General features: G+C 68.0%; 24 protein-coding genes. 14 read left to right on the top strand and 10 right to left on the bottom strand.

All coding sequences use genetic code 11. The annotated features are described in order from the left end of the window. Positions 1-172: 172 nt before the first annotated feature. From AC2YHA_RS10780 to AC2YHA_RS10765, 4 genes are read left to right on the top strand one after another with little or no spacing between them, the layout of a single operon-like run. Positions 173-904, top strand: coding sequence for a hypothetical protein (locus AC2YHA_RS10780; protein ID WP_487401500.1), 732 nt, complete (start codon positions 173-175; stop codon positions 902-904). A 44-nt stretch (positions 905-948) separates the two neighbouring features. After that, on the top strand, positions 949-2163 hold the full coding sequence (locus AC2YHA_RS10775) for a glycosyltransferase family 4 protein (RefSeq protein ID WP_487401499.1): 1215 nt from the start codon (positions 949-951) through the stop codon (positions 2161-2163). Positions 2164-2182: 19 nt separating this feature from the next. Beyond that, positions 2183-2716, top strand: coding sequence for a sigma-70 family RNA polymerase sigma factor (locus AC2YHA_RS10770; RefSeq protein ID WP_487401498.1), 534 nt, complete (start codon positions 2183-2185; stop codon positions 2714-2716). After that, complete coding sequence (locus AC2YHA_RS10765; RefSeq protein WP_487401497.1) at positions 2706-3428, top strand: anti-sigma factor family protein; 723 nt, start codon at positions 2706-2708, stop codon at positions 3426-3428. The genes AC2YHA_RS10770 and AC2YHA_RS10765 overlap by 11 nt, the downstream gene beginning before the upstream one ends. Positions 3429-3441: 13 nt before the next feature. Here AC2YHA_RS10765 and AC2YHA_RS10760 read toward each other — a convergent pair whose 3' ends face one another. Beyond that, positions 3442-4248 (bottom strand): SDR family NAD(P)-dependent oxidoreductase, encoded by an 807-nt coding sequence (locus tag AC2YHA_RS10760; RefSeq protein WP_487401496.1) that lies wholly within the window; start codon positions 4246-4248, stop codon positions 3442-3444. A 69-nt stretch (positions 4249-4317) separates the two neighbouring features. Between AC2YHA_RS10760 and AC2YHA_RS10755 the strand changes: the two genes are divergently transcribed. Continuing rightward, positions 4318-4767 (top strand): winged helix-turn-helix transcriptional regulator, encoded by a 450-nt coding sequence (locus AC2YHA_RS10755; RefSeq protein WP_487401495.1) that lies wholly within the window; start codon positions 4318-4320, stop codon positions 4765-4767. 90 nt (positions 4768-4857) lie between these two features. Here AC2YHA_RS10755 and AC2YHA_RS10750 read toward each other — a convergent pair whose 3' ends face one another. After that, positions 4858-5259 (bottom strand): EVE domain-containing protein, encoded by a 402-nt coding sequence (locus tag AC2YHA_RS10750; RefSeq protein ID WP_487401494.1) that lies wholly within the window; start codon positions 5257-5259, stop codon positions 4858-4860. 144 nt (positions 5260-5403) lie between these two features. Here AC2YHA_RS10750 and AC2YHA_RS10745 point away from each other — a divergent pair, with 144 nt between their 5' ends. Further along, the gene (locus AC2YHA_RS10745) at positions 5404-5772 is read left to right on the top strand and encodes a hypothetical protein (protein WP_233785402.1); all 369 of its coding nucleotides are present in this window, start codon (positions 5404-5406) and stop codon (positions 5770-5772) included. 91 nt (positions 5773-5863) lie between these two features. After that, positions 5864-6112: a DUF3297 family protein gene (locus tag AC2YHA_RS10740; RefSeq protein ID WP_233785403.1), complete on the top strand. Its 249-nt coding sequence runs from the start codon at positions 5864-5866 to the stop codon at positions 6110-6112. A 74-nt stretch (positions 6113-6186) separates the two neighbouring features. On the opposite strand, the gene AC2YHA_RS10735 is transcribed toward AC2YHA_RS10740, so the two are convergent. The 5 genes from AC2YHA_RS10735 to AC2YHA_RS10715 are packed head-to-tail and all read right to left on the bottom strand — an operon-like array spanning position 6187 to position 12134. Further along, positions 6187-7353, bottom strand: coding sequence for a Gfo/Idh/MocA family protein (locus AC2YHA_RS10735; RefSeq protein ID WP_487401493.1), 1167 nt, complete (start codon positions 7351-7353; stop codon positions 6187-6189). Positions 7354-7389: 36 nt separating this feature from the next. After that, entirely contained in the window at positions 7390-8652 is a 1263-nt protein-coding gene (locus tag AC2YHA_RS10730; protein ID WP_487401492.1) for a Gfo/Idh/MocA family protein, read from the bottom strand. Then, on the bottom strand, positions 8649-9500 hold the full coding sequence (locus AC2YHA_RS10725) for an FAD:protein FMN transferase (RefSeq protein WP_487401491.1): 852 nt from the start codon (positions 9498-9500) through the stop codon (positions 8649-8651). Before AC2YHA_RS10725 ends, AC2YHA_RS10730 begins: the two co-directional genes overlap by 4 nt. A gap of 19 nt (positions 9501-9519) precedes the next feature. Next, a complete protein-coding gene (locus tag AC2YHA_RS10720) occupies positions 9520-10833 on the bottom strand; it encodes a Gfo/Idh/MocA family protein (RefSeq protein ID WP_487401490.1) in 1314 nt (437 codons plus the stop codon). 2 nt (positions 10834-10835) lie between these two features. Next, positions 10836-12134: a 3-keto-disaccharide hydrolase gene (locus tag AC2YHA_RS10715; RefSeq protein ID WP_487401489.1), complete on the bottom strand. Its 1299-nt coding sequence runs from the start codon at positions 12132-12134 to the stop codon at positions 10836-10838. Positions 12135-12486: 352 nt separating this feature from the next. On the opposite strand from AC2YHA_RS10715, the gene AC2YHA_RS10710 reads away from it, so the two are divergent. The 5 genes from AC2YHA_RS10710 (at position 12487) to AC2YHA_RS10690 (ending at position 19951) form a co-directional block, all read left to right on the top strand. After that, on the top strand, positions 12487-13233 hold the full coding sequence (locus AC2YHA_RS10710; RefSeq protein WP_233785409.1) for a FadR/GntR family transcriptional regulator: 747 nt from the start codon (positions 12487-12489) through the stop codon (positions 13231-13233). 304 nt (positions 13234-13537) lie between these two features. After that, positions 13538-16525 (top strand): TonB-dependent receptor, encoded by a 2988-nt coding sequence (locus tag AC2YHA_RS10705; protein ID WP_487401488.1) that lies wholly within the window; start codon positions 13538-13540, stop codon positions 16523-16525. 182 nt (positions 16526-16707) lie between these two features. Beyond that, the gene (gene uxuA, locus AC2YHA_RS10700; RefSeq protein ID WP_487401487.1) at positions 16708-17892 is read left to right on the top strand and encodes a mannonate dehydratase; all 1185 of its coding nucleotides are present in this window, start codon (positions 16708-16710) and stop codon (positions 17890-17892) included. Between the two features lie 2 nt (positions 17893-17894). Then, on the top strand, positions 17895-19205 hold the full coding sequence (locus AC2YHA_RS10695) for an MFS transporter (protein ID WP_487401486.1): 1311 nt from the start codon (positions 17895-17897) through the stop codon (positions 19203-19205). Positions 19206-19252: 47 nt separating this feature from the next. Continuing rightward, positions 19253-19951 (top strand): phosphatase PAP2 family protein, encoded by a 699-nt coding sequence (locus tag AC2YHA_RS10690; protein ID WP_487401485.1) that lies wholly within the window; start codon positions 19253-19255, stop codon positions 19949-19951. A 216-nt stretch (positions 19952-20167) separates the two neighbouring features. Here the strand turns inward: AC2YHA_RS10690 and galE are convergent, their stop codons facing one another. After that, positions 20168-21157 (bottom strand): UDP-glucose 4-epimerase GalE, encoded by a 990-nt coding sequence (galE, locus tag AC2YHA_RS10685; RefSeq protein WP_233785414.1) that lies wholly within the window; start codon positions 21155-21157, stop codon positions 20168-20170. Positions 21158-21264: 107 nt separating this feature from the next. On the opposite strand from galE, the gene AC2YHA_RS10680 reads away from it, so the two are divergent. Together AC2YHA_RS10680 and msrA are read left to right on the top strand one after the other, a co-directional pair. Continuing rightward, positions 21265-21693 carry a GFA family protein gene (locus tag AC2YHA_RS10680; protein WP_233785415.1) on the top strand — a complete coding sequence of 143 codons (429 nt, stop codon included), beginning with the start codon at positions 21265-21267 and terminating at the stop codon, positions 21691-21693. Positions 21694-21709: 16 nt separating this feature from the next. Continuing rightward, the gene (gene msrA, locus AC2YHA_RS10675) at positions 21710-22255 is read left to right on the top strand and encodes a peptide-methionine (S)-S-oxide reductase MsrA (RefSeq protein ID WP_487401484.1); all 546 of its coding nucleotides are present in this window, start codon (positions 21710-21712) and stop codon (positions 22253-22255) included. A 94-nt stretch (positions 22256-22349) separates the two neighbouring features. Here msrA and aqpZ read toward each other — a convergent pair whose 3' ends face one another. Further along, positions 22350-23090 carry an aquaporin Z gene (gene aqpZ, locus AC2YHA_RS10670; RefSeq protein WP_487401483.1) on the bottom strand — a complete coding sequence of 247 codons (741 nt, stop codon included), beginning with the start codon at positions 23088-23090 and terminating at the stop codon, positions 22350-22352. 44 nt (positions 23091-23134) lie between these two features. Beyond that, positions 23135-24109 (bottom strand): L-threonylcarbamoyladenylate synthase, encoded by a 975-nt coding sequence (locus AC2YHA_RS10665; RefSeq protein WP_487401482.1) that lies wholly within the window; start codon positions 24107-24109, stop codon positions 23135-23137. Between the last annotated feature and the right edge of the window lie 45 nt (positions 24110-24154).

Raw genomic sequence — 24154 nt, 5'->3', positions numbered from 1 at the left:
TATACTCTCCCTTTTGTCCCATATTATGGGATTGAATTTTATCAGGCGAGATTTAAGCATCTTTCGCGCCGGGAGAAAAGCGCGAACGGACGGGTGGGATTCCCCTCTCGGAGGAATAACCGGCGGCCGACACGCGTAAGTGGGAGCGTCACCAATCTCCGCGGAGCTTCCCTTGCCGATACCACCACTCGGCCGCGTTGCCGGCCATGTGGCGTGCCTTGCCCTCAGCGCCTGGCTCTGTCCGTTCGCCCGGGCGGGCGACTATCCCCATGTCCCCGAGCCGATGGTGTTCGACATGATGCGCCCGCTCGGTGCACGTCAGGGCGAGCTCGAGGCCAATACGCTGGCGATGGTGCCGCTGTCGGGGCCCGAGCGGACGGTCGGCTGGGCGCCGGAGGTCGAATATGCCTTCGCCGATGGGCTCGCCGTCGAGGTCGAGCTGCCGTTCGAGGGGCGCCGGCTCGCCGAGCTGAAGCTGGGGCTGCAAGGCGCGTTTGGGACGTTCAACGAGGGGCGATCGGCGCATGGCGTCCAGTATCTCGGCATCTACGACCGGCATCATCGGCGCTATTCGAGCAGCCTCGCCTATATGGTCGCGCACCGATTCGACCGCCGATGGAGCAGCGTGAGCATGGCCGGCCTCTCCGACATCGCCGCCGGCGGCGGCCGGGGGCGCAACGCGGCCATCCTCAACCATTCCACTTTCTATGACGCCAGCGACGATCGGGTGCTTGGACTGGAAGTGAACTATCTCGGCGGGCGTGACGGCCATGTGCTGGTGATGCCGCAGGTCCACCAGCGGCTGGCGCGCGCGGTGAACGTGCAGTTCGGCCTCGGCGCGCACAAGGACCGCGGCGAGCCGGTGCGGCCGCGGGCGGGGGTGCGGCTCGTCAGAGAATTTTGACGGCGGAGAGGGAATAGCGGGGCGTCGGCAGGCGTATGCCCGCTATGGCACTGCTCGATGTCCGTACCGCGTACCCGCGTTTCGCCCCCAAGCCGTCGTCCCGGCCTCCGCTGCGCGTCGCATTGTTTTCCGGCAATTACGACTGCGTGCGTGACGGCGCCAACCAGGCGCTCAACCGGCTGGTCGCCTATCTGCTGGCCGAAGGGCGCGCCGAAGTGCGCGTCTATTCGCCGCGTGCGCCACGCCAGGCTTTCGCGTCGGTGGGGGAGGTGCGTGCGGTCCGCTCGCTGAGCCTGCCGGGGCGGCCGGAATACCGGCTGGCGCTGGGCTTCACGCGCGAGGCGCGCGCCGATTTCGACGACTTCCGGCCCGACATCGTCCACCTCTCCGCGCCCGACCTGCTCGGACGGCAGGCGCAGAAATATGCGCGGGCCAGAGGCATCCCGGTAGTGGCGAGCCTGCATACCCGGTTCGAGACCTATGCCGACTATTACCGTCTGTCGTTCCTGCGGCCGGTGATCGAGCGCTACCTCGACCGCTTCTACGGCGACTGCGACCTCATCCTCGCGCCCACGCGGCCGATCGCGCAGAGCCTGGCGGCGGCGCACGGCCGGGAGCGGGTGGCGATCTGGGGCCGCGGCGTCGAGCGGCGGCTGTTCCATCCCGCGCTGCGCAGCGAGGCCCTGCGCGCCGGCCATGGCTATGGCCCGGACGATATCGTGCCGCTGTTCTTCGGGCGGCTGGTCGTCGAGAAGGGGCTCGGCGTGTTCGCGGATACGATCGCCGCGCTGCGTGAGGCGGGACACCGGGTGCGGCCGCTGGTGGTCGGCGAAGGGCCGGCGCGCGGCTGGATCGAGCGGCGGCTGCCCGATGCGGTCTTCACCGGTCATCTCGAGGGGCTGGAGCTCGGCAGGACGATCGCCAGCGCCGATATCCTCATCAACCCCAGCGTCACCGAGGCGTTCGGGAACGTCAACCTGGAGGCGATGGCGAGCGGGCTCGCGGTCGTCTCGGCCGACGTCGCCAGCGCGGCGGCGCTGATCGAGCATGGCCGCACCGGGCTGCTGGTGCCGGCGCATGACGCTGCCGCTTTTGCCGGTGCGGCCGAGGATCTCATCCGCGACGCGACGCTGCGGCGCCGGCTTGGCCGGGCGGCGGGCGACGAGGCCGGGCGCCATCGCTGGGACGATGTGCTAGGGGCGGTGCTGGAAAGCTATCGCCGCTGCCTGGGGCACGTGCCCGTTCGCCAGGCGGCGTGAGGCCAATGCGATGCGGTGGATGAAGTCGGACCGGGACGGGGCGATCGAGGACGATCTCGCGGCGATGCGCCGCTATGCCCGCGCGCTCGCCCGCGACGACCAGGATGCCGACGACGTCGTGCAGGACGCGCTGCTCCGCGCGATCGAGCGGCATCGGAGCTACCGGCCCGGGCACGGTCGTCGCCGCTGGCTGCTCGCCATCGTCCACAACGTCTTCGTCTCGGGCAAGCGGCGCGAGGCGGCCGAGGCGCGGCGCAACGATCGCTTCGCCGAGACGCTGATGGCGCATGTCGATCCGGAGCAGGAGCGGCGCGCCCATCTGGCACGGATCGCCCGGTCCTTCGCCGCGCTGCCCGAGCATCAGCGCGCCGTGCTCCACCTCGTCGTCGTCGAGGGGCTCAGCTATCAGGCGGCGGCCGACGTTCTCGGCGTGCCGGTCGGGACGGTGATGTCGCGCCTCGCCCGGGCGCGTGCGACGCTGAGGGATGGCGACAGCGGGCAGGAGCCCGGGGCCGCGCAGCTGCGGGTAGTGGGAGGACAGGATGCTGGATGAGCCGTCGGAAATGGACCTCCATGCCTATGTCGACGGCCAGCTCGATCCCGGCCGCCGCTTCGCAGTCGAGAGCTATCTGTCGGAGAACCCCGCGCTGGCAGCGCGGGTGATGGGAGAACTCGGCACGCGGACGGCGCTGCACCTGCTCGCCGACGATCCGCGCCCGGTGCCTGCCGAGATGGCGGAGAAGGCGGCGGCGCTGCAGCGGCGGCCGGCCCGTGCCCTCCTGCGCAAGGCGGTGCCGGCCGGCGCGCTGTCGCTGGCGGCGGCGGCATCCGCCTTCCTGCTCCTGCCGGGGCGGCCGCCGGCCTATGTCGACATGGCGGTCGCGTCGCACCGCGTCGCGATGATGCGGGCGCACATGGCGTCGCAGGTCGAGGCGCCGACGTTCGACGCGGGAGAAATCCTGGCTCGCACCAGCATCGCCGTACCGACCTTGCCGACCAATTGGCAGGTGACCGACGTCCAGGTCTTTCCCACCGACAAGGCGCCCGCGCTCCTCGTTGCCGTGAAGACCCCTGAAGGGCGCAGCATGTCGATCTTCGCGACACGCGAGGCGAGCGACGCGCCGGAACGGCCCGATGCGGTCCGGGAGGGGCTGCAGTCGGTCGCCTACTGGCGGCGCGGCGACATGTCCTATGCGCTGACCGGCGACGCCGATCCGATCGCGATGGACGATACCGCCGAGGCGCTGGCGCGCTACTGGTCGTGACCTAGGCTGTCCATCAGGCGGGCACCGCCTCGCGGTAGCGCGACGCCACCTCGCTGCGCGACAGGCGGCTCTGCATCGCCAGGCGCGCGTCGTTCATCGCGGTCCAGTCCGCCTCGTCGGCGAGCGGGGGGATGGTCACGCCCTCGCGGCGGTCGAAGCCGGCCAGCGCGGCGTCGACCAGGTCGTGCACGTCCATGACGAAATCGGGCGGGAAGCTGTCGACGTCCTTGCCCGAGCGCTCCCAGATTTCGGTGCGGGTCGCGCCGGGCAGCACCGCCTGGACATAGACGCCCTGGTCCTTGAGCTGGTGGGCGAGCGACAGGCTGAGGTTGAGCAGGTGCGCCTTGGACCCCGAATAGACGCCGTCGTAGAATTCGGGCGCCAGCGCCAGGACGGAAGCGATGTTGACGATCGCGCCGGCCTTGCGTGCGGCGAACGCCTTGACCGCGGCGCCGGCGAGGCGGGTCGGGGCGGTGATGTTGAGCGCGACGATGTCGTCGATCTCTTCGGGCGTGGCGTCGAGCAGGGTGCCCTTCATCGACTTGCCGGCGTTGTTGATCAGCAAGGTGACCGACGGATCGGAAGCGAGGCGCGCTTCGACCGCGGCAAGGTCGGTGCGGTCGGTGAGGTCGGCGCGCAGCACCTCGACGGTGCGGCCGGTCTCGGCGCGCAAGCGCTCGGCCAGCGCCTCCATGCGGGCGGCGTCGCGCGCCACCAGGATCAGGTCGTAGCCGCGCCGGGCGAGGCGATCGGCATAGACGGCGCCGATGCCGGTGGACGCGCCCGTGACGAGGGCGGTTTCATTGAGGGGCTGGGTCATGTCTCGTATCTCCCGCGGTTCGGGATCGAGTCGCTTGCATTTTGATAGTTATGTCACTATCATTCTGCAATGGACATCGAGAAATTTTCCGCAGGCATCTGTCCCGTGGCGCGTGGGCTCACCCGTGCGGGGGATATGTGGAGCATGCTGATCCTGCGCGACGCGGGGCTGGGCCTCACGCGCTTCGACCAGTTCCAGAAGAGCCTGGGGATCGCGCCCAATATCCTGACGCGGCGGCTGGCGGCGCTGACCAAGGCGGGGCTGCTCGAGCGGCGCCAGTACAGCGCGCGGCCGCCGCGGCACGAATATGTGCTGACCGAATGCGGGCGCGATTACCTGCCGATCCTCCATGCGCTGGGCGCGTGGGGGGCGAGGCACTTCGGCGGCGGGCCGATGAGCGTGGTGGTCGAGGCGGAGAGCGGCCGGACGGTGGAGCCGGTGGTGGTCGATCGCGCGACCGGGACTCCGCTCGATGAGATGGGGCTGGAGCTGCGGCGGCCTGATGGGCTGCCCGGATAAGGTGAAATCGTGCTCCTGCGAAAGCAGGAGCCCTGAATCACAAGGCGTATCGCTTGCGGCCTGAGCTCCTGCTTTCGCAGGAGCACCGACTCAGCCGCCCGCCATCTCCAGCAGCACCGCCCATTCCTCCTCGCGCACCGGCGTCACCGACAGGCGGGAGAGGCGGAGCATCTCGAGCGCCTTGAGGCGGGGCTCGGCCTTCATCTCGGCGAGAGTGACGGGGCGGGGGAGCGCCTCCACCGCCTTCACCGCGACGCTGGCCCAGTTGCCGTCCTCGCCGTCGGGCCGCCAGGCGCGGGTGATTTCCATGATGCCGACCGCCGCCTTCTGCTTGCCCGAATGGTAGAAGAAGGCGCGGTCGCCTGGCTGCATCTCCTTGAGGAAGATGCGTGCGGTGGCGTTGCGGACGCCGTCCCACTCGGTCGAGCGGTCGCGGACGAGGTCGTCCCAGCCGTACGTCTCGGGTTCCGAACGCATGATCCAATACGCCATTGCAACAAAGCCCTCCCTGGCTGAACCTGTGGTAAACGGAGCATTCCGGGTGAGTTCAGATGACCCTTGCTAGGGCACGCAACAAGCTCGGTCGACCTGCGTTCGTTCGTCAAAGCGACCTGGCGTGTCATGAGGAGCATCGAGATGCGCAACCTGTTCAAGAAAGCGACGCTTGGCCTGGCGCTCGGCGCGACCGCGCTCGTCGCGACGGCGGCGCCGGCCGAGGCGCAGCGCTGGCGCGGCGGCTGGGGTCGCGGCTATTACCATCACCACCACGACCGGACGGGTCCGGCGATCGCCGCCGGCGTCCTGGGGCTGGCGGTCGGCGCGGCGATCGCGTCGGGCAGCCGCGACCGCTATTACGACCGTCCCTACTACTACGACCGCGGCTATTACCCGCGTCCCTATTACTATGAGGACGATTACTACTATCGCTATCGCCCGCGCTGCTACACCGAGTGGCGCTACGACCCTTATTGGGGCGATCGCGAGCGGATCCGCATCTGCCGTTGAGACGGCAGCCATATGACGAACGGCGGCGCGGGAGCCTCAGGGTTCCCGCGCCGCTTTTCTTTTGCGCGCGGCTGGGGCAGGAGGCGCGGTCATGAGCGACACTCCTCCCGACCGGCTTTCGACCAATCCGCGCAGCCCTCATTTCGACGGGGAACTGCTCCGCCGCGGCATCGGCATCCGCTTCAAGGGGCAGGAGCGCCGTGACGTCGAGGAATATTCGATCAGCGAAGGCTGGATCCGGGTCCAGCTCGGCAAGAAGGTCGACCGCCACGGCCAGCCGCTGACGATCAAGCTCACCGGTCCGGTCGAGGCCTGGTTCGAAAGCCCGGCCGAGGGCTAGGACGGTCTCCGGAAGTTTTATATCGGCCAGGGCCGCTTCCGGCGCATAAATGGCATGGGGGAACAGTCTTCAGGTCACGCGCTGGCGCTGTCCTTGGCCGGCGTCGCGCGGGCCTCGGCGGTCAGCACCAGCTCGGCGGCGAGCAGGGCGCCTTCCTGGTCCTGCGCGACCGACGTGCGCTCGACGATGTCGGTCACGAACTGCGGGCCGAAGGGCAGCGGCACCTTCGAACAGTCGAGATAGCGCGTGCCCTTGCGGTCGGCGATGAACAGGTGGTTGCCGCCGGGCCGTCCGGCGACGTCGACGTACTTCCTGAGCTCGATGTAGCCCTCGGTCCCCAGGATGAACAGGCGGCCGTCGCCCCAGGTAGGCAGGCCGTCCGGGGTGAACCAGTCGACCCGGACATAGCCGGTGCCGCCGTCGCCGTTCAGCACCATGTCGCCGAAATCCTCGAATTGAGGATGCTCGGGATGGTTGAAGTTGCCGGTCTGCGACGCGACGACATGCGCGCGTTTGCTGCCCGTCAGATAGACGAACTGGTCGGCCTGGTGGCTGCCGACGTCGGTGAGGATGCCGCCGTTGCGCTTCGTATCCCAGAACCAGTCCGGCCGGCTCGGCGCGGCCAGGCGGTGCGGGGCGAGGTTGACCGTCTGGATCACCCGGCCGATCGCGCCGTCGTGGACGAGCTGGCCGGCCATGACCGCGGCCGGCACCTCGAGGCGTTCCGAATACATGATCCCGTATTTGCGCCCGGTCTCCTTGATCGCCTGGCGGACATCGGCGAGCTGCTGCAGCGAGACGACGGCGGCCTTGTCGCTCAGATAGTCCTTGCCCGCGCGCATGACCTTGATGCCGAGCGGCGCGCGCAGGCTGGGGACCGCCGCGCTGCACACCAGCTTGATCGCGCGGTTCTCGATGATCTCGTCCTCCGATCGCGCCAGCGGGACGCCCGGATAGCGCTTCTGGAACATCGCGACCTGCTTGGGATCGGTGGCGAAGAAGCTCGTCAGCACGCCGCCGCCGCGGATCACCGCGTCGGTGATGCCGTAGATGTGGTTGTGGTCGAGCCCGATCACGGCGAAGGGCACGCGATACTTGGCTTCAGGGGCGGGCCGTGCCGGCGCGCCCTCGGTCGGCGCATCGCCACGGGTGGCGGACTGCGCGAGCGCGTCGGCGGCGAAGCCGACGGCGACACTCGCGGAGAGAAGGCCCAGAAGCTCGCGGCGGTTGGATTCGATCACAGCGGGTTCCTCTTGGTGATGCGCATCATTCGATCGTCAGACGGTGACGAGGTCGGTCGGCCAGGTCATGGCCTCGCCGCGGTCCATCGCCTGCTCGCCGAGCAGCGAGGCGACGCTCGCATGATAGGCCTGCGCCAGCAGTCCGGGAAGCGGCTTGCCCGATCGCACCGCCTCGCCGAACCCCTCGAACTGGAGCATCGTCTCGTCATATTCGCCCCAGCCCAGCGATTCCCCCGGCGTCGTGACGGGGAGCTCGGGGAACCAGGTGGCGCCGCCGATCGGAACGGTGCGCTTGTGACCGCGCTTGACGTCCTCCTGCATCCGCTGGAGCGCCAGCACCTTGGGCGGCACCTCCTGATAGATGCGGCCGAGCTCCGGCTCGATCGTCCCCTTGCTGCCTTGGATCTGCTCCTCGCACCCGTAGCGCGCGTTGTTCAGGAGCGAGGTGTAGACGAACTTCCGCCCGCCCGCATATTCATAGACCAGCGCGACATGGTCGTAGACGTCGCGCCCATCCTTCCAGAAGCAGATGCTGCCCGACCCGATCACGCGGGTCGGCACCGCGTCGAGGAACCAGTTGCCGACCTGGAGCTGGTGGGTCGCGAGCTCGGTCATCAGTCCCGCTGAAACGTCGCGATAGAGGCGCCAGTTGATCTGCCGGTCGGTACCGCCGGGCGGGATCGGACGTCGCCAGCTGGTGTTGCGGTGCCAGCTCGCCCGGATCTGCGTGACCGGACCGATCTCGCCTGCTTTCACCCGGCGCAGCGCGTTGAGATAGGTCGGGTGGAACATGCGCTGATGGCCGATCTGCAGCACCTTGCGGCTGTCTTGCGACTTTCTCACCATCGCGCTGCAGTCGGCGATGGTGCGCGCCATCGCCTTCTCGCACCAGACGTGCAGACCCGCGTCGAACGAATCCAGGACGTGGGTCGCATGGACGTTGAGTGGGGTCGCGATGACCACCGCGTCGAGGCCGCCGGCATCCAGCATCGCGCGATGATCGGCAAAGGCGGGCGTGGCCGGACTGACCAGCGCGCGTCCCTTGGACAGATGCGGCTCGAAATTGTCGCAGATCGCGGCGACGGTGCAGTTGCGGGTCTTGAGGATGTTCCGGATCAGCGTCCGGCCGCGATCGCCCGTGCCGATCACGCCCAGCCGCACGCGATTGCCTGCGGCCGGCTCGGCTCCCGCGGCGGAGACCGCCCATGGCGCGGCCGCCGCCATGCCGGCGGCCGCCGTCGCCTTCAGGACGCCGTCGATGAACGCGCGCCGCGTGAGGTCGAAATCCTTGTCGGTCATTGCAGAGCCATCTCACCTGGTTGAACGGGCATCGCCGCTTCACGGCTGAAATCGAACAGGAAGCGGCGCGCCTGCCCAGGGTCGAGCAGGCGTCCGGCCAGATCGTCATCGGCGACGAGCAGCGCCGTGCTCATCACCTCGGCCCGCGCGCCGCTGCGGTCGATGGCAACCGTGGTACGCGGCGCGGTGATGACGGAGGTGTCGGTCGGACGGATCATCGCGGCGCGTTCCGGCGCGGCCGTTCCCGCGCCCACGGTCGACGAGATCGAGAGCGCCTCGTCGCGGAGCTCGAATTCCGCGAGGACTCCCCCCGGCCGGATCGGACGGGGAACCGCGACCGGCCAGCCTCCCCCGAGCGGATGCTCGCCGACGACCGCGATCGAGCTCTCGCCCGCACACAGGAAGGCCGACGTGACTCCCGCCGCCCTCAGCACCCCGCACGCCCGATCGAGCGCGAAACCCTTGCCGAACCCGCCGAAGTCGAGGGCGACGGGCCGCGACGCCTCGATCCGGGCATGGTCCCTATCGAACGCGATCATGTTCCACCCCGTCCCGGGCCTCGACGCATCGGCGGCCGGATCGAACAGGCCATATGTCGCCGCATAGGCCGCCTCGATCTCGACCAGCGCGTCGAGCAGCACCGGATCATTGATACGGCAGTGCCGCCCCGCCATCAGGCACTCGTTGAGCGCTGTCGTCGCTGAGGGGCGGTGGATCGTCAGCGCATCGTCGACCGCCTCGATCGCGCGCCGCGCCGCGAGCAGCGCATCGCGATCGTCCGAGCCGAACAGATGCAGCTCGACCCGCGTCCCCATCGCGGCGAACCGCTCGGGCTGCATCGCAATCATGGGGGTGATCACGGGACGGTCAGGCCTTCACCTCCCAGCCCGGCTCATAGTCGACCGACCAGAGCTTCATCGCCTCGGGGCCGGAGGGCTTGCCCGTCGCGGTGTCGAGCGTGAGCGTCGACTTGGTGCGATAGGCGATGTTGCCGAGGTGGCAGAGCGTGGTGCTGATATGACCCTCGCGGATCGGCGAGGCGAGCGCGCTCGCCCGGCCGCGGATGACGTCGACGAGGTTGCCCGCGTGCAGGACGTCGAGCGCGCCTTCGCCGACCGTCCCGGTGGTCTCGGAGCTCGCCGCCGCAGCCACCTGCCGCACCTGCTTGCCGGCGAGATCATAGAGCTCGAATCCGTTGCGATCGACGACCGCCGAGCCCTTGGTACCAAGGAACAGCACGCCGCGGCCGCGGCCGTAGCGCAGCATCCCGTTGCAACTGTTCCCGTCCCACCGGATCGCGCGCCCGTCGGGATAGATCAGGTCGAGCGCGAGCGTGTCGTACATCTCCCAGTCGTCGCCGCGGTAGAATTGGCGCGAGCCGCGCGCCGTCACCGTCTCAGGAAAGGTGAGCCCCATAAGCCAGCGCGCCACGTCGAGCTCGTGCATCGCGTTGTTGCAGGTCTCGCCGGTCCCGTATTTCCAGAACCAGTGCCAATTATAGGGCACGAGATTGGACCGATAGGGCCCGCGCGGCCGCGGCCCCTGCCACATGTCCCAGTCGAGATGCGCCGGCGGTGCCATTTCGTGCCCGCGACCGATCGAGGTGCGGTTGTTGGCGTACCAGGTCTGCGCCTCGTACACGTCGCCGAGCTCGCCGGCCTTGATCAGCGCGGCGAGCTGTTGGGTCTCGACGCTCGAACGCTGCTGGTTGCCGACCTGCAGCTTGCGGCCGGTGCGCTGCTGCACCGCGATCATCGCCTCGCCCTCGGCCGGGGCGAGGCTGATCGGCTTCTCGCAATAGACGTCCCGGCCGGCATCCATCGCGTCGATCGCCACCTTGGCGTGCCAATGGTCCGGCGTCGCCACCGTCACGATATCGACAGCCTTGCTGTCGAGCAGCCTGCGGTAGTCGCGCTCGGTCCTGGGCGCGGGATTGCCCTTGGCGGCGAACTCGGCGGCGCGCTTCGCCAGGATCTGGGAGTCGACGTCGACGAAATGGGTGACCGCGACGTTCGGCAGCTTCGAGAAGGCACTCATATGCGCCTGCCCGCGCCCGTTGACCCCCACCACCGCGACGCGCAGCCGGTCGTTGGCACCCTTGATCTGCGCATAGCTGCGCGCGCTCATCGCGATCCCGAGCGTCGCGCCCGCGCCCTTGATCATCGTCCGGCGGTCGAGCATCGTCATTCCCCTTGCAACTGGCGCAGCTTGATCGAGCGGAAGTCGACGCGGTCGCCGTGATCCTGGAGCAGGATCGGGCTCTGCGCGCCTTCGCCGAAGTCCGCCCGTCCGGCGAACTTGCTCTCGGCGACGAGCGCGCGGAACTCGGGCGAGCCGCGCTCGTACTCGACGACCTTGAAGCCGTTCAGCCAATGCTCGACATGCCGGCCGCGCACGACGATCACCGCGCGGTTCCATTCGCCCGGCGGGTTGATCCGCTTGCCCGGACTGTCGGGGTCCGACAGGTTGCGCGCGGGGATCAGGTCGTAGAGCGAACCGAGCGTGCGGTTGCCGTCGCGGCCCATCTTGGCATCCGGATGACGGGCATCGTCGAGCAGTTGGTACTCGAGGCCGACCTGCGTCTTCGGATCGATGCGGTACTTGATCCCGCTGTTGGCGCTGGGCGTCAGCCGGAAATCGACCGACAGCTCGAAGTTGCGATAGTCGCGTGCGGTGACGATGTCGCCGCCGCCCCCTTCGACGGACAGGATGCCGTCGCGGATCGACCAGCCCTTGCTCGGAAAACCGGCGGCCTTGGTGCTGCGCCAGCCCTTCGCGGTGCTGCCGTCCCACAGCAGCGTCCAGCCCGCGCGCCGCTCTCCGTCGGACAGGCGGTTGCTCAGCCAGCCCTGCTGCTCCAGCGTCGTTGCCGGCGAGGCGAAACGAGCTGCGTTCTCGCTGATGATCCGGACGTTGCGGAACCGCACCTCGGGCTTCCGGCTCGCCAGCGCGTCGGGGATGGCGTGCACCTGGAATGCGATGAACCCCTGCGCGTCGGTGTCGTCGACGATATCGGCGGCGGGCACGCCATTCACCCAGGTGCGCAGGCGGTTGCCGATCGCCTCGACGCGATAGTGGTTCCAATCGCCCGAGCGGAAGACCCGCCGCGCCGCCTCGTTGCGGCCGAGCGTGTAGAGCCATTGCCGGCGCTGCTCGTCGTAGATGCCGCCGCTCCAGGCGCGCTTCGACGGGTCGATCTCGGCCTGATATCCGAAGACGACGCCGTTGCGGTAATCGGGCCGACTCTGGCCGCGGATCATGACGCCGGAGTTGAGCACCGGATCGGTCTTGGCGTCATACTCCAGGATGAAGTCGCCATATTGCCGGTCGGACACCAGCCAGCTGTTCGCCGATCCCGCCGCAGCGCGTCCGATGAGCTCGCCGCCGGTCACCTCGTACGGCGCCTGCCCGCCCGCGGTGTGCCAGCCGGCCAAGCCGGCGCGAGGCGTGATGTCGACCCATGGCGCCTGCTTCTGCGCCATCGCCGGGGCTATCGCGATGCCTGGCAGAGCTAACAGGCTTAGAGCGGCGATCCCTCGGACTATTGCGCCGGCACCGATCCTGTTTCCGCGAGGGCGAGTCGAGCACCCAAGTCCTGACGATCCCATAGCATTCCCCGCCTTATGTTGCCGCGGTGCCGGCTCCTGCCGATGCGGTCTCTCTTCTCTCGCATCGTTAATCTGTGGTCGGACCACATTGCAATAGCTGTCAGACATTTCTTGCAAAGAAATATGGCTGCCTGCCTGCCAGGTCTTGACGATGGGTCGCCGTGGGCGAAGTAAGACAATTATACGAAGACCGGGCTCGCGTCCGGCTGATCGAACGAGGAACGATATGTCGGCGGAAGAACGGGGTGGCAAACTCTACCGGAAGATCGTCCAGGCGATCGTCGCCGACATCGCCGACGGGGTGTTCCCGGTGGGCACGCGCCTGCCCGCGGAGCGCGACCTGACCGAGCGGTTCCAGGTCAGCCGCCCGACGATCCGCGAGGCGATGATCGCGCTCGAGATGCAGGGCCTGGTCGAGGCGCGCAAGGGATCGGGCGTGTTCGTGCTCGCCTCCTCGACCGCCAATGCCGACCGCGAGCTCGACATCGGCGCGTTCGAGATCACGGAAGCCCGCCGGCTGCTCGAGGGCGAGGTCGCCGCGGTCGCTGCGACCGAGATCGACGAGGCGCAGCTTGCCGAGCTGCGCGAGCTGCTGGCCCAGATGGCGCAGGAGGATACCGAGGCGGCCGAAGCCGCCGACCGGCGCTTCCACATCGCCATCGCCGAGGCGACCGGCAATGCCGTGATCATCTCGGCCGTCACCGATTTCTGGGACATGCGCTTCCGCTCGCCGCTCGCGCGCGAGGTGCTCGCGAAGGCGGGTAGTCTGGGCACCGAAAACCGCATGGCCGAGCATGGCCGCATCCTGAAGGCGCTCGAGGCGCGCTCCCCGGTCGATGCGCGCAACGCGATGCGCGATCATCTCACCCGGCTCATCGACCATCTTCTGCACGTCACCGAAACCGAAGCGGTCGAACGTGCTCGTGCGGAGAGCGATCAGCGCCGGCGCGCCCTGGCCCGCCGCACGGTCTGACACCGGGCCCGATCGGGTCCGCTACCCTCGCATTTCTTCCGAGTTCGCATTCCGGGCATGGGACATGGTGCCCTTGTGGCGCGGCGACTCGTCACGCCTGAAATCGCCCCTCTCGTCAGACGCTATTGTCATAGTTGCCTGACAATGATAGCTGACGACTAACAATAAGATACAAACCCGATTGTCAGGAATCATATGCCGAGCGGCCAAAGCGGCTGCCGGCCAATCAGGGAGAGGGGAAATGAACCGCGATAGCCGCAGCAAGCGTCAGCTATTGATCTCGGCGAGTTTGGTGAGTCTCTGTATGGCGTTGCCGGCGTTCGGCCAGGCGACCCCGCAAGCTTCCGCAGAGCAAGCCGGCCAGACAGGTGGGCAACCAGCCGCCGATTCTCCCCAGACCGATTCGCAGCCGGACATCGTCGTCACCGGCTTCCGCGCTTCGCTGAACAGCGCGCTGAACCTGAAGCGGGAGGAAACCGCGGCGATCGACAGCATCGTCGCCGAGGACATCGGCAAATTCCCCGATTCGAACCTCGCCGAGTCGATGCAGCGCATTCCCGGTGTCGCCCTGTCGCGCGGCGACGGCGGCGAGGGGCGCAACATCTCGGTCCGCGGCCTCGGCGCCCAGTTCACCCGCGTGCGCATCAACGGGATGGAGGGCGTGTCGCAGGTCAGCGGCAGCGACATCCGCGGCGGTGTCGCCACCGGGCGCTCATTCGACTTCGTGACCTTCCCGACCGAGATCTTCTCGAGCCTCTCGGTACGCAAGACCCTGTCGGCCGACGTAGAGGAAGGCTCGCTCGGCGCGACCGTCGACCTGCGCGCGCCCAAGCCGTTCGATCAGAAGAAGGACTTCGTCTTCTCGGGTACTGCCCGCGGCATCTACAACGATATCGCCAAGGAGGTCGATCCGCGGCTGTCCGCGCTGGTTTCCAAGAAGTTCGGCGACACCTTCGGGGTGCTCGGCAGCATCGCCTATTCGAAGCGCCATATCGACGAATATGCCTATTCGGCGGTCGACATCTTGCCGTCCTACGTCGCCGGGCGCGAACTGCCCGATCCGAGCGCGCCGCCGCCCGCGCCCGGCCAGAAACCCGCCACCGTTATCTTCCCCTACTGCACCCCCGTCGGCTATACTTATAAGGGCTTTCCGGTGAACAGCCCGGAGCCGAGCTACGCCAACGGCGGCGCATCGGTAGGTGCCGATGCAAACAATTGCTCGGCCGGCAACCCCCGCACCAGCACGCAAGCCGCATATGACTATATCATGAGCCGCACCGGCGTGTCGGGCCGTCCGGGCGGCGGCGTGTTCCTGCCGCGCCTGCCGCGCCCGGTGAAGGGCAGCCAGGACCAGGAGCGCCTGGCCGGATCGCTGACGCTGCAATGGAAGCCGACCGACAATACCGACATCTCGCTCGACGGCCTGTATTCGCGCTTCAAGGTCAATCGCCTCGACACGATGATCGACGCGCGCTCGATGGGCCGGACCGCCGCGAACAACGGCCAGCCGATGATGTCGATCCGCGATATAGAGGTCGACGACAACGGGTCGCTGATCCATGGCCTGTGGGACGGCGTGGACCTGCGCTCGGAGATGCAGGACGAGCGTTTCACCTCGACCTTCCGCCAGGTGAACCTCAACTTTGACCATCGCTTCTCCGACACGTTCCGCGTCTTCGGCATGGCCGGCGTCAATGATTCGCAACTGAAGGTGAACCGTCTGCAGGTCGCGATCGATTCGAACGACACCGACGATTTCTCGATCGACTTCCGCGACAATCCGCATGTCCCGAAGATCGGCTACGGCATCGACCTGACCGACCCGGCCAACTTCCTCTATGGCCCGCCGCTGCCCGACGGCACGCAGCGCGGGCAGATTTCGAACTTCATCCGCAAGAATACCATCGTCAGCAAGACGTTCGAGCTCAACGGCGAATGGGAAGCGGCGCCGAACTTCACCGTTCAGGTCGGCGGCCAGTATCGCACCAACAAATATACCGCGCGCGAGCGCCAGCTGATCCCTGCCCAGTCGCTGCCGCAGTTGCTGCCGGCGGGCGTGTCGCTCGCCGACATCACCTTCGTGACGAAGGGGATCGGCAAGAATCTCGACGGCCAGATGCAGGATTTCGTCGCGATCGATCCGGACAAGTTCCGCGACGCGGTGAACTTCAGCAGCTACCAATATTGCAGCGTGGAGTGCGCCAAGGGCACCTACGGCGGCGTCGACGAGAAATACAAGTCCGGCTACGTCATGGTGAAGTTCGACACCAAGGACGTCCTGCCGTTCGCGCTGCGCGGCGATGCGGGCGTTCGCTACGTCCACACCGACCTCGACACCTACGGCCCGATCCCCACCCAGGCGCCGGCCGGATCGCCCTATCCTTCACAGTACGTGATCTCGCAGGTGAAGCGTTCGTACGAGGACTGGCTGCCGTCGATGAACCTCGCGCTCGACGTTACGCCCGACCTCATTGCGCGCTTCTCAGCGGCGCGGGTGATGTCGCGTCCGTCCTACGGCCAGCTGATCCCCAGCGGCAGCGCGAACATCGTGATCCGCACCGCTTCGATCACCAATCCCTATCTCGATCCGATCCGCGCCAACACCTTCGACGCCTCGCTCGAATGGTATTTCGCGCCCGGCTCGCTGCTGTCGGTCGCCTATTTCTACAAGAATATCGAAACCTATATCCAGAACACCAACCAGCTGGTGCCGTTCCGCGAGCTCGGACTCCCGCTGTCGTTGCTGGAGGGCACGGGCACCGGCGTCACCGCGGACGAACTGTTCAGCGTCACGCGCAGCAACAACACCGACGGCGGGCCGCTGCGCGGGTTCGAGGTGAACCTCCAGCTGCCGTTCCGTTTCCTGCCCGGGGCGTTCAGCAACTTCGGCCTGCTCGCCAACTTCACGCGCGTGCGCTCGAGCATCAACTACATCATCTCGCCGACGATCACGCGCAGGGCGCCGCTCGTCGGCCTCTCGCCGGAGACCGCCAGCGGCACGCTCTACTATGAGGATGACAAGTTCAGCATCCGCTCGACGATCAACTATCGCGCGGCGTTCCTCACCGGCGTCCCCGGCCCGACCGACAGCGACGCCAACGTCAACGCCAGCTCGATCTTCGTCGACGCATCGGCGTCATACAACATCAGCGACAACATCAAGCTGATCGCCGAGGTGTCGAACATCACCAACGAGACCAACCGCCTCTACACCGACACCATGCGGAAGGACCCGCTGTACACCGCCTATTTCGGTCGCACCTACGCCCTGGCGGTCAACTTCCAATTCTAGCCCTCCTCCCCTGTCGCCGTGAGCCTCTCCCGGCTCACGGCGAGCTTCGTTCGCTATATCCAAATTTGCCTTACCAATTCTTTGTATCTGGCCTGCTAAATTCAGACCTGCTAACCGTCCACTTGGCGAGAGAGGCCGGGGTGGCCTCGGTGGGTGGCAAAGGAGGCAAGTAACCGGTGTTGATGACTGAAACGATGCGCTGGTTCGGCCCATCCGACCCCGTGACACTGAAGGATATCCGACAGGCCGGCGCCAGCGAGGTCGTCACCGCGCTCCACGAGGTTGCCAACGGCGCGATCTGGCCGCGCGAGGCGATCGCCGCGCGCAGGCAGGAGATCGAGGCGTCGGGCCTGGGCTGGACGGTCGTCGAGAGCCTGCCGGTGCACGAGGGGATCAAGACCCGCGCGAAGGACTGGCACGAGCTGGTCGAGCGCTATCGCGAGAGCCTGGTCAACCTCGCCGCATGCGGCATCACCACCGTCACCTACAATTTCATGCCGGTTATCGACTGGACCCGGACCGACCTTGCCTGGGAGATGCCGGACGGCGCGCTGGCGCTGCGGTTCGAGATCGAGGCGGCGGCGGCCTATGACCTGCACATCCTGCGCCGCGCGGGCGCCGAGCGCGACTATCCGCCCGCCCTGATCGAGCGCGCGGCGCGGCGGTTCCACGCGATGACCGACGAGGACCGCGATCGGCTCGAACGCACGATCATCGCCGGGCTGCCGGGCAGCGAGGAGACCTTCACCGCCGATCGGTTTCGCGACGCGCTTGCACAATATGACGATGTCGACGCCGACGCGCTGCGCGCCAATCACGTCGCCTTCCTCGAGGCGGTGTGCCCGCTGGCGGACGAGCTCGGGATCCGTCTCGTCGTCCACCCGGACGACCCGCCGTTCCCGCTGTTCGGCCTGCCGCGCGTGGTGAGCACCGAGGACGATGTCGCGACGCTGTTCCGGCGCGTGCCCAACCGGTCGAACGGCCTGTGCTTCTGCGCGGGGTCGTTCGGCGTGCGCCCCGACAACGACCTGCCGGGCATGATCGATCGGCTGGGCGACCGGATCGGCTTCCTCCACCTCCGCTCGGTCCAGCGCGAGGGCGAGGGCACCTTCCACGAGGCGGCCCATCTCGAGGGGGACGCCGACATGGTCCGGCTCGTCGCGGCCATCCACGCGCTGCAGCAGCGCGAGGGTCGCTCGATCCCAATGCGGCCTGACCATGGGCACCAGATGCTCGACGATCTCACGAAGACGACGCTGCCCGGCTACTCGCTGCTCGGCCGCATGCGCGGCCTGGCCGAGCTACGCGGAGTCGAGCGCGGCATCGCATACGCGACCGCCGCTGCCGAGCGCCTGGTCACCGCATGACGATGAGCGCGACAGATCCGAACGAGGCGACACGCCCGGCCCCGGCCTCCGCGGGCGGCAACGTCCGCTGGATCATCTGCGCGCTGCTCTTCTTCGCGACGACGATCAACTACATCGACCGGCAGGTGATCGGTATCCTCAAGCCGACGCTCCAGGCGGAGCTCGGCTGGTCCGAGATCGACTATGGCATGATCGTGTTCTGGTTCCAGGCGGCCTATGCGATCGGTCTGCTCGCCTGCGGGCCGCTGATCGACCGGATCGGCTCGAAGCTCGGCTATGCCGCGGCGATCGGCCTGTGGAGCCTGGCCGCGCTCGCCCATGCGCTGGCGCGCAGCCCGGGCGGCTTCTCGCTGGCGCGGTTCGCGCTCGGGCTGGGCGAGGCTGCCAACTTCCCCGCGGCGATCAAGTCGGTCGCCGAATGGTTTCCGAAGAAGGAGCGGGCGCTCGCCGCCGGCATCCTCAACGCCGGCGCCAATGTCGGCGCGATCGCGACGCCGATTATCGTGCCGTTCATCGCCATCCGTTACGGCTGGCAGGGCGCGTTCATCGTGACGGGGCTGCTCGGCTTCGTGTGGCTGGTCGCGTGGCTCGCCTTCTATCGCGCGCCGGCCCGGCATCCCCGCGTGTCGTCCCAGGAGCTCGCCTATATCAACGCCGACGACGCCACCGACGCCGCACCCGCCCCGATCCCGTGGCCCGCGCTGTTCCGCCACCGCGGCACCTGGGCGTTCGCCACAGCCAAGTTCCTGACCGACCCGGTGTGGTATCTGTTCCTGTTCTGGTTGCCCGACTTCTTCGCCAAGCGGCACGGGCTCGACCTGACCAGCTTCGGCCCGCCGCTGATCGCCGTCTATCTGCTGGCCGACGTCGGCAGCATCGGCGGCGGCTGGCTGTCCTCATGGCTCATCAAGCGCGGCTACAGCGTCAACGCCGGACGCAAGCTGGCGCTACTCGCCTGCGCGCTGGCGGTATTGCCGGTCTTCTTCGCGAGCGTGGTCTCCAGCCTTCTCGCCGCAGTCGCGATCCTCGGCGTCGCTGCCGCCGCGCATCAGGGATGGTCGTCGAACCTCTACACGATGGTGTCGGACACTTTCCCGCGCGGTTCGGTCGCGTCGGTGATGGGGATCGGCGGCGCGGCGGGCGCGGTCGGCGGGATGATCATGGCCCGCTACGTGGGGCAGGTGCTCGAGACGGTCGGCAGCTATCTCCCGGTGTTCCTCTGGGCGGGCACGGCCTATCTGGTCGCGCTTCTCCTGGTCCAGCTCCTCGTGCCGCAGCTGGATCGAGCGGCACCGGCGGCTGGTGAGGTTTAGCTCCGATCACGATAGCGTCGCGGGATCGAAGGCTATAATCCGCCGCAATGACCGAACCGCTCGTGCCGACCGTTCCACCTGTGCGAGCGACGCGCCGGCCGCCCTGGCTGCTGATCGCCGGGGCGCTGGTCGCCGGCGCCCTCTGGCTTCTGTTCCGGCTCGGATCGGAGGTGCGTGCCGGCGAAGCGATGGCGCTCGACCGCAGCCTCATGCTCGCGATGCGCGTGCCCGGTCATCCGGAGCTCCCGGCCGGCCCGGCATGGCTCGCGGGCGCGATGGGCGACGTGACCGCGCTGGGCGGCGCGACGGTGCTGACCGGCGTGGTCGTGCTGACGATCGTCTTCCTAGCGCTCAAGCGGCTGTGGCGGCCGGCGCTGCTCGTGCTGATGGCGTCGCTGTCGGGCAGCTGGGCCGTGTCCGCGCTCAAGGCCGGCTTCGCGCGGCCGCGGCCGACGCTGATCGATCATCTGGTGGAGGTGAGCAACGCGAGCTTCCCCAGCGGTCATGCCGCCAACAGCGCGATCATCTACCTGACGCTCGCCTCGCTGCTGTTTCCGGTGGTCCGCGAGGCGCGGATGCGCGTGTTCGTGCTTGCCGTCGCATTGCTGCTGACCGGCGCGATCGGGATCAGCCGCGTCTACCTTGGCGTGCATTGGCCGAGCGATGTGCTCGCCGGCTGGCTGTTCGGTGCGCTGTGGGCGCTGATGTGGTGGTGGATCGAGGCGCGGCTGCTGCGGCGGTCGTGAAGAGAGGAAGACTTGTTCACGCGGAGACGCGGAGGACGCAAAGATGTCTCGCCTGTAGCTCCGTCTCGCGTCAGCGAGACCTTTCAACCTGTAGCAAGTGACAAGTCTGAAGGCCGCTGGTGCGGCTGAGCGTGCGGCAGGCGACGTGATCTCTGCGTCCTCCGCGTCTCCGCGTGAACAAGTCTTCTTCTTCTCGCCACGCCCCCGCGAAGACCGTTAACCCCGCTCCGCCAGCTTGCGCTCCCACGCCAGCGCATCTTTGACGATGCCGTCGAGGTCGGCGTGCTGCGGCCGCCAGGGCAGGGTGGCGAGGATCGCGCTGTTGTCGGCGACCAGCGCGTCGGGATCGCCGGGGCGGCGGCCTTCGAGGCGGCGCTCGATCCTGAGGTTGGTGACGCGGTCGACCGCATCGAGCACCTCCAGCACCGAAAAGCCGCGGCCATAGCCGGCGTTGAGCGTGTGGCTTTTCCCCGGCTCGGCGATCAGCAGCTCCAGCGCATGGACATGGGCGGCGGCAAGATCGGTGACGTGAATATAGTCGCGCACGCCGGTGCCATCCGGCGTCGCGAAATCGGTGCCGAACACGCTCACCCCGTCGCGCTTGCCGATCGCCGCCTCGACTGCGACCTTGATGAGGTGCGTCGCCCCCGCGGTCGACTGGCCCGAGCGGCCCTTGGGATCGGCGCCGGCGACGTTGAAGTAGCGTAGCGCCGCGTAGTTGATCGGATGCGCCGCCGCGACGTCGCGCAGCATCGCCTCGGTCATCAGCTTGGACATGCCGTAGGGGTTGATCGGCACGGTCGGGTCGCCCTCGGCGACCGGCACCTTCTCCGGGATGCCGTAGGTCGCGGCGGTCGACGAGAAGATGAAATGCCGTACCCCGCTCGCCACCGCGCTCTCGATCAGCGACCGGCTCGCCGCGGTGTTGTTGCGATAGTATTTGAGCGGATCGCTGACCGATTCCGGCACCACCACCGATCCAGCGAAATGCATGACGGCGCGCACGTCGTGCTCGCGCATCACGTCGCGGACGGCGGGGTCCTCCACCGCCATCCGGACGAAGGTGGCGCGCGGGTCGACCGCCCAGTCGAAGCCGGTGACGAGATTGTCGATCACGACAACGCGGTAGCCCGCGTCGGCCAGCGCCAGCACCGCATGGCTGCCGATATACCCCGCACCGCCCGTCACCAGCACCGCGCCGTCCATCGTCGCCCTTTCACGTTTGCGTTGCGCCCGGCCATCCGGGCAATCATTGCCCGAGCGCCATGGCACCCCTATCTCGCCCGTCAAGCCGCCCAGCCGAGGAGCCAGCGATGCCCGAGCCGTCCAGATATGCAGGACGTTGCCTTTGCGGGGCAGTCCGTTTCGAAGCCGAGATCGCCGAGCCGGAGATGGGCGCCTGCCATTGCGGCATGTGCCGCCGCTGGTCGGGCGGCGTGTTCCTGGCGGTCGAGGCCAAGGCGGTCGATGTCGCGGACCCCGGCGCGCTGAGCTGCTATGTCTCCTCGGAATGGGCCGAACGCTGCTTCTGCACGACCTGCGGCAGCACGATGTTCTGGCGGTCGAAGGATGGGGAGCACATCGCCGTCTCGGTGCAGGCGTTCGACAACCCTGGCGATTTCGCCTTCACCTCCCAGATATTCATCGACGAGAAGCCGTCGACCTACAGCTTTGCCGAACGGACCCGGAACCAGACCGGCGCGGAGGTCTTCGCCGCGTTCGGGGCCGGCGACGGCGCGTAACGAAAGGAACCATGTCATGACCACGGAAACCGCAACGCTCGCCGGCGGCTGCTTCTGGTGCACCGAGGCGGTGTACAAGGACGTGATCGGCGTCGAGAGCGTCGAGAGCGGCTATATCGGCGGCCATGTCGACCATCCGACCTACAAGCAGGTGTGCGGCGGCGACACCGGCCATGCCGAGGCGATCCGGGTGACGTTCGATCCGGCTGAGGTGAGCTACGACGACCTGCTCGACATCTTCTTCGCGACGCACGACCCGACGACGCTCAACCGCCAGGGCAACGACGTCGGCACGCAGTATCGATCGGCGATCTTCCCGCATTCGCCGGAGCAGGAGGCGGCGGCGCGCGCCGCGATCGAACGCAACCAGGCGAACTGGCCCGACCCGATCGTCACCGCGATCGAGCCGCTCGGCACCTGGTGGCCCGCCGAGGACTATCACCAGCAATATTGGGAAGGCGAGGGCCAGCGGAATCCCTATTGCCTGGCGGTGATCCCGCCCAAGCTCCAGAAGCTCCGCAAGAGCTTCGCCGCGCGGTCGAAGGCGCTGACGAACGCCTGATCCATTCTTCCGTTCGCCCTGAGCCTGTCGAAGGGCCGTTCTTCTTCCGAAAGAAAGGACGGGGCTTCGACAAGCTCAGCACGAACGGGAAGGACTATTCGGCCGGAAGCGCCTCGCCCTCGACCGGCGGGCGCGTCGCGGCTTCGGCGCCGAGCGCCTTGTAGACGATCCCGCCCAGCACGCCGCCGACGATCGGCGCCACCCAGAACAGCCACAGCTGGCCGAGCGCCCAGCCGCCGACCACCAGCGCCGGCCCGGTGCTGCGCGCCGGGTTGACCGAGGTGTTGGTGACGGGGATCGAGATGAGGTGGATCAGCGTCAGGCACAGCCCGATCGCGATCGGCGCGAAGCCGGCCGGCGCGCGGCCGTCGGTCGCGCCCAGGATCACCAGCAGGAAGATGAAGGTCAGCACCACCTCGATGGTGAAGCCCGCGGCCAGCGAGAAATGCCCCGGCGAATGCTCGGCGAAGCCGTTGGCGGCGAGGCCCTTGGCCGCGAGGTCCCAGCCCGGCTGACCCTGCGCGATCAGAAGCAGCAGATAGGCCGCGATCGCCGCGCCGATCACCTGCGCGACCACGTAGAGCGGGATGTCCTTCGCCGGAAACCTCCCGCCGGCCCACAGGCCCACGGTGACCGCCGGATTGAGGTGGCATCCCGAGATATGGCCGATCGCATAGGCCATGGTCAGCACGGTGAGCCCGAAGGCCAGCGATACGCCCAACAGGCCGATGCCCACGTCCGGAAAGGCCGCGGCCAGCACCGCGCTGCCGCATCCGCCGAACACCAGCCAGAATGTCCCGATCAGTTCCGCAAGTCCACGCTGCACATTGGTCATGGCATTCCTCCTGCGTTCCCCCGACTCACGCGGGTGGGCGCAGTCTATGCGTCGTTGCGGACGTGTAAAGAATCGCGCGGATGTGCCGCGCGGCGCAGGCGATCGTTGATCGCGACGCCGATTCCCGCGGCAGGAATCGGCGCGACGGCGATGGCAGGCGAGGGGCTCGCATCGGCGCGGTGGAGCTCGTCGAATAGCCGGGCGGCCGCCTCGACCGGATCGCCCGAGGCGGAGAGGGTGGCGTCCCCCACGACCGGGCCGAAGCCGATCAGCCATTCACCGTTGCGCCGTTCGGTCGCGTCGAGACGAAGGGGCTTGGACGGTGCGTAGTGACTTTCGAGTTGGCCAGGAGCTGCAACGTGCCCCGGCGAAGGAGCATCGGGCTGCGTCGCGACTGGGCCCCGGCCTTCGCTGGGGAACAGTTCCTCTTCGGCGATCGGTCCGGGGCGGAGCACTCTCCTCTCCATCACGATCGTCGATTCGATCCCCGCCTCGGTCGGCCCGTCGTCGATCACCAGCGGGATGCGCCCGCCGAGGCTCGCGACCACATGCTCCGCCCGCGTGGGGCTGATGCTGCCGCTGGCGTTGGCCGAGGGTGCCGCGAGCGGCTTGCCTGAGGCCCGCAGCACCCCCTGCATCGCCCGATGGCGCGGCACCCGCACCGCCACCGTCGCCAGGCCCGCGGTGACCAGGCTCGCGACCGCCCCCTCGCGCACCGGCAGCACCAATGTCAGCGGTCCGGGCCAGAACCGCTCGGCCAGCGCCCGCGCCTCGCCGTCGAACACCGCGATCGCCTCCGCCGCTGCGAGGTCCGGCACATGCACGATCAGCGGGTTGAAGCTCGGCCGTCCCTTGGCCGCATAGATGCCGGCGACCGCCCGCGAATCGGTGGCGTCGGCGGCAAGGCCGTAGACCGTCTCGGTCGGCACCGCGACGCATCCGCCCGCGCGAATCACCGCCGCGGCCTCGGCGATGGCCGCCTCGCCGTAGGGTAAGGTCCGCGTGTTTGGCGCGCTCATGCGCCTGCGGCTATAGCCTCGGCGGACAAGCAGCAAGCGAGAGGA

The organism is Sphingomonas sp. SRI_018, from assembly GCF_057586275.1.
Note: the sequence above shows the minus strand (reverse complement) of the source record. Positions and strands in the feature narration are given on the sequence as shown.

Coding starts and splice junctions, on each gene's coding strand:
- AC2YHA_RS10750 (WP_487401494.1), bottom strand. CDS start 5,259: ATGGCGTATTGGATCATGCGTTCGGAACCCGAGACGTACGGCTGGGAC.
- AC2YHA_RS10765 (WP_487401497.1), top strand. CDS start 2,706: ATGCTGGATGAGCCGTCGGAAATGGACCTCCATGCCTATGTCGACGGC.
- AC2YHA_RS10665 (WP_487401482.1), bottom strand. CDS start 24,109: ATGAGCGCGCCAAACACGCGGACCTTACCCTACGGCGAGGCGGCCATC.
- AC2YHA_RS10770 (WP_487401498.1), top strand. CDS start 2,183: ATGAAGTCGGACCGGGACGGGGCGATCGAGGACGATCTCGCGGCGATG.
- AC2YHA_RS10680 (WP_233785415.1), top strand. CDS start 21,265: ATGCCCGAGCCGTCCAGATATGCAGGACGTTGCCTTTGCGGGGCAGTC.
- AC2YHA_RS10745 (WP_233785402.1), top strand. CDS start 5,404: ATGCGCAACCTGTTCAAGAAAGCGACGCTTGGCCTGGCGCTCGGCGCG.
- AC2YHA_RS10730 (WP_487401492.1), bottom strand. CDS start 8,652: ATGACCGACAAGGATTTCGACCTCACGCGGCGCGCGTTCATCGACGGC.
- aqpZ (WP_487401483.1), bottom strand. CDS start 23,090: ATGACCAATGTGCAGCGTGGACTTGCGGAACTGATCGGGACATTCTGG.
- AC2YHA_RS10760 (WP_487401496.1), bottom strand. CDS start 4,248: ATGACCCAGCCCCTCAATGAAACCGCCCTCGTCACGGGCGCGTCCACC.
- AC2YHA_RS10740 (WP_233785403.1), top strand. CDS start 5,864: ATGAGCGACACTCCTCCCGACCGGCTTTCGACCAATCCGCGCAGCCCT.
- AC2YHA_RS10695 (WP_487401486.1), top strand. CDS start 17,895: ATGAGCGCGACAGATCCGAACGAGGCGACACGCCCGGCCCCGGCCTCC.
- AC2YHA_RS10755 (WP_487401495.1), top strand. CDS start 4,318: ATGGACATCGAGAAATTTTCCGCAGGCATCTGTCCCGTGGCGCGTGGG.
- AC2YHA_RS10775 (WP_487401499.1), top strand. CDS start 949: ATGGCACTGCTCGATGTCCGTACCGCGTACCCGCGTTTCGCCCCCAAG.
- galE (WP_233785414.1), bottom strand. CDS start 21,157: ATGGACGGCGCGGTGCTGGTGACGGGCGGTGCGGGGTATATCGGCAGC.
- AC2YHA_RS10690 (WP_487401485.1), top strand. CDS start 19,253: ATGACCGAACCGCTCGTGCCGACCGTTCCACCTGTGCGAGCGACGCGC.
- uxuA (WP_487401487.1), top strand. CDS start 16,708: ATGACTGAAACGATGCGCTGGTTCGGCCCATCCGACCCCGTGACACTG.
- AC2YHA_RS10710 (WP_233785409.1), top strand. CDS start 12,487: ATGTCGGCGGAAGAACGGGGTGGCAAACTCTACCGGAAGATCGTCCAG.
- AC2YHA_RS10725 (WP_487401491.1), bottom strand. CDS start 9,500: ATGATTGCGATGCAGCCCGAGCGGTTCGCCGCGATGGGGACGCGGGTC.
- msrA (WP_487401484.1), top strand. CDS start 21,710: ATGACCACGGAAACCGCAACGCTCGCCGGCGGCTGCTTCTGGTGCACC.
- AC2YHA_RS10705 (WP_487401488.1), top strand. CDS start 13,538: ATGGCGTTGCCGGCGTTCGGCCAGGCGACCCCGCAAGCTTCCGCAGAG.
- AC2YHA_RS10715 (WP_487401489.1), bottom strand. CDS start 12,134: ATGGCGCAGAAGCAGGCGCCATGGGTCGACATCACGCCTCGCGCCGGC.
- AC2YHA_RS10720 (WP_487401490.1), bottom strand. CDS start 10,833: ATGCTCGACCGCCGGACGATGATCAAGGGCGCGGGCGCGACGCTCGGG.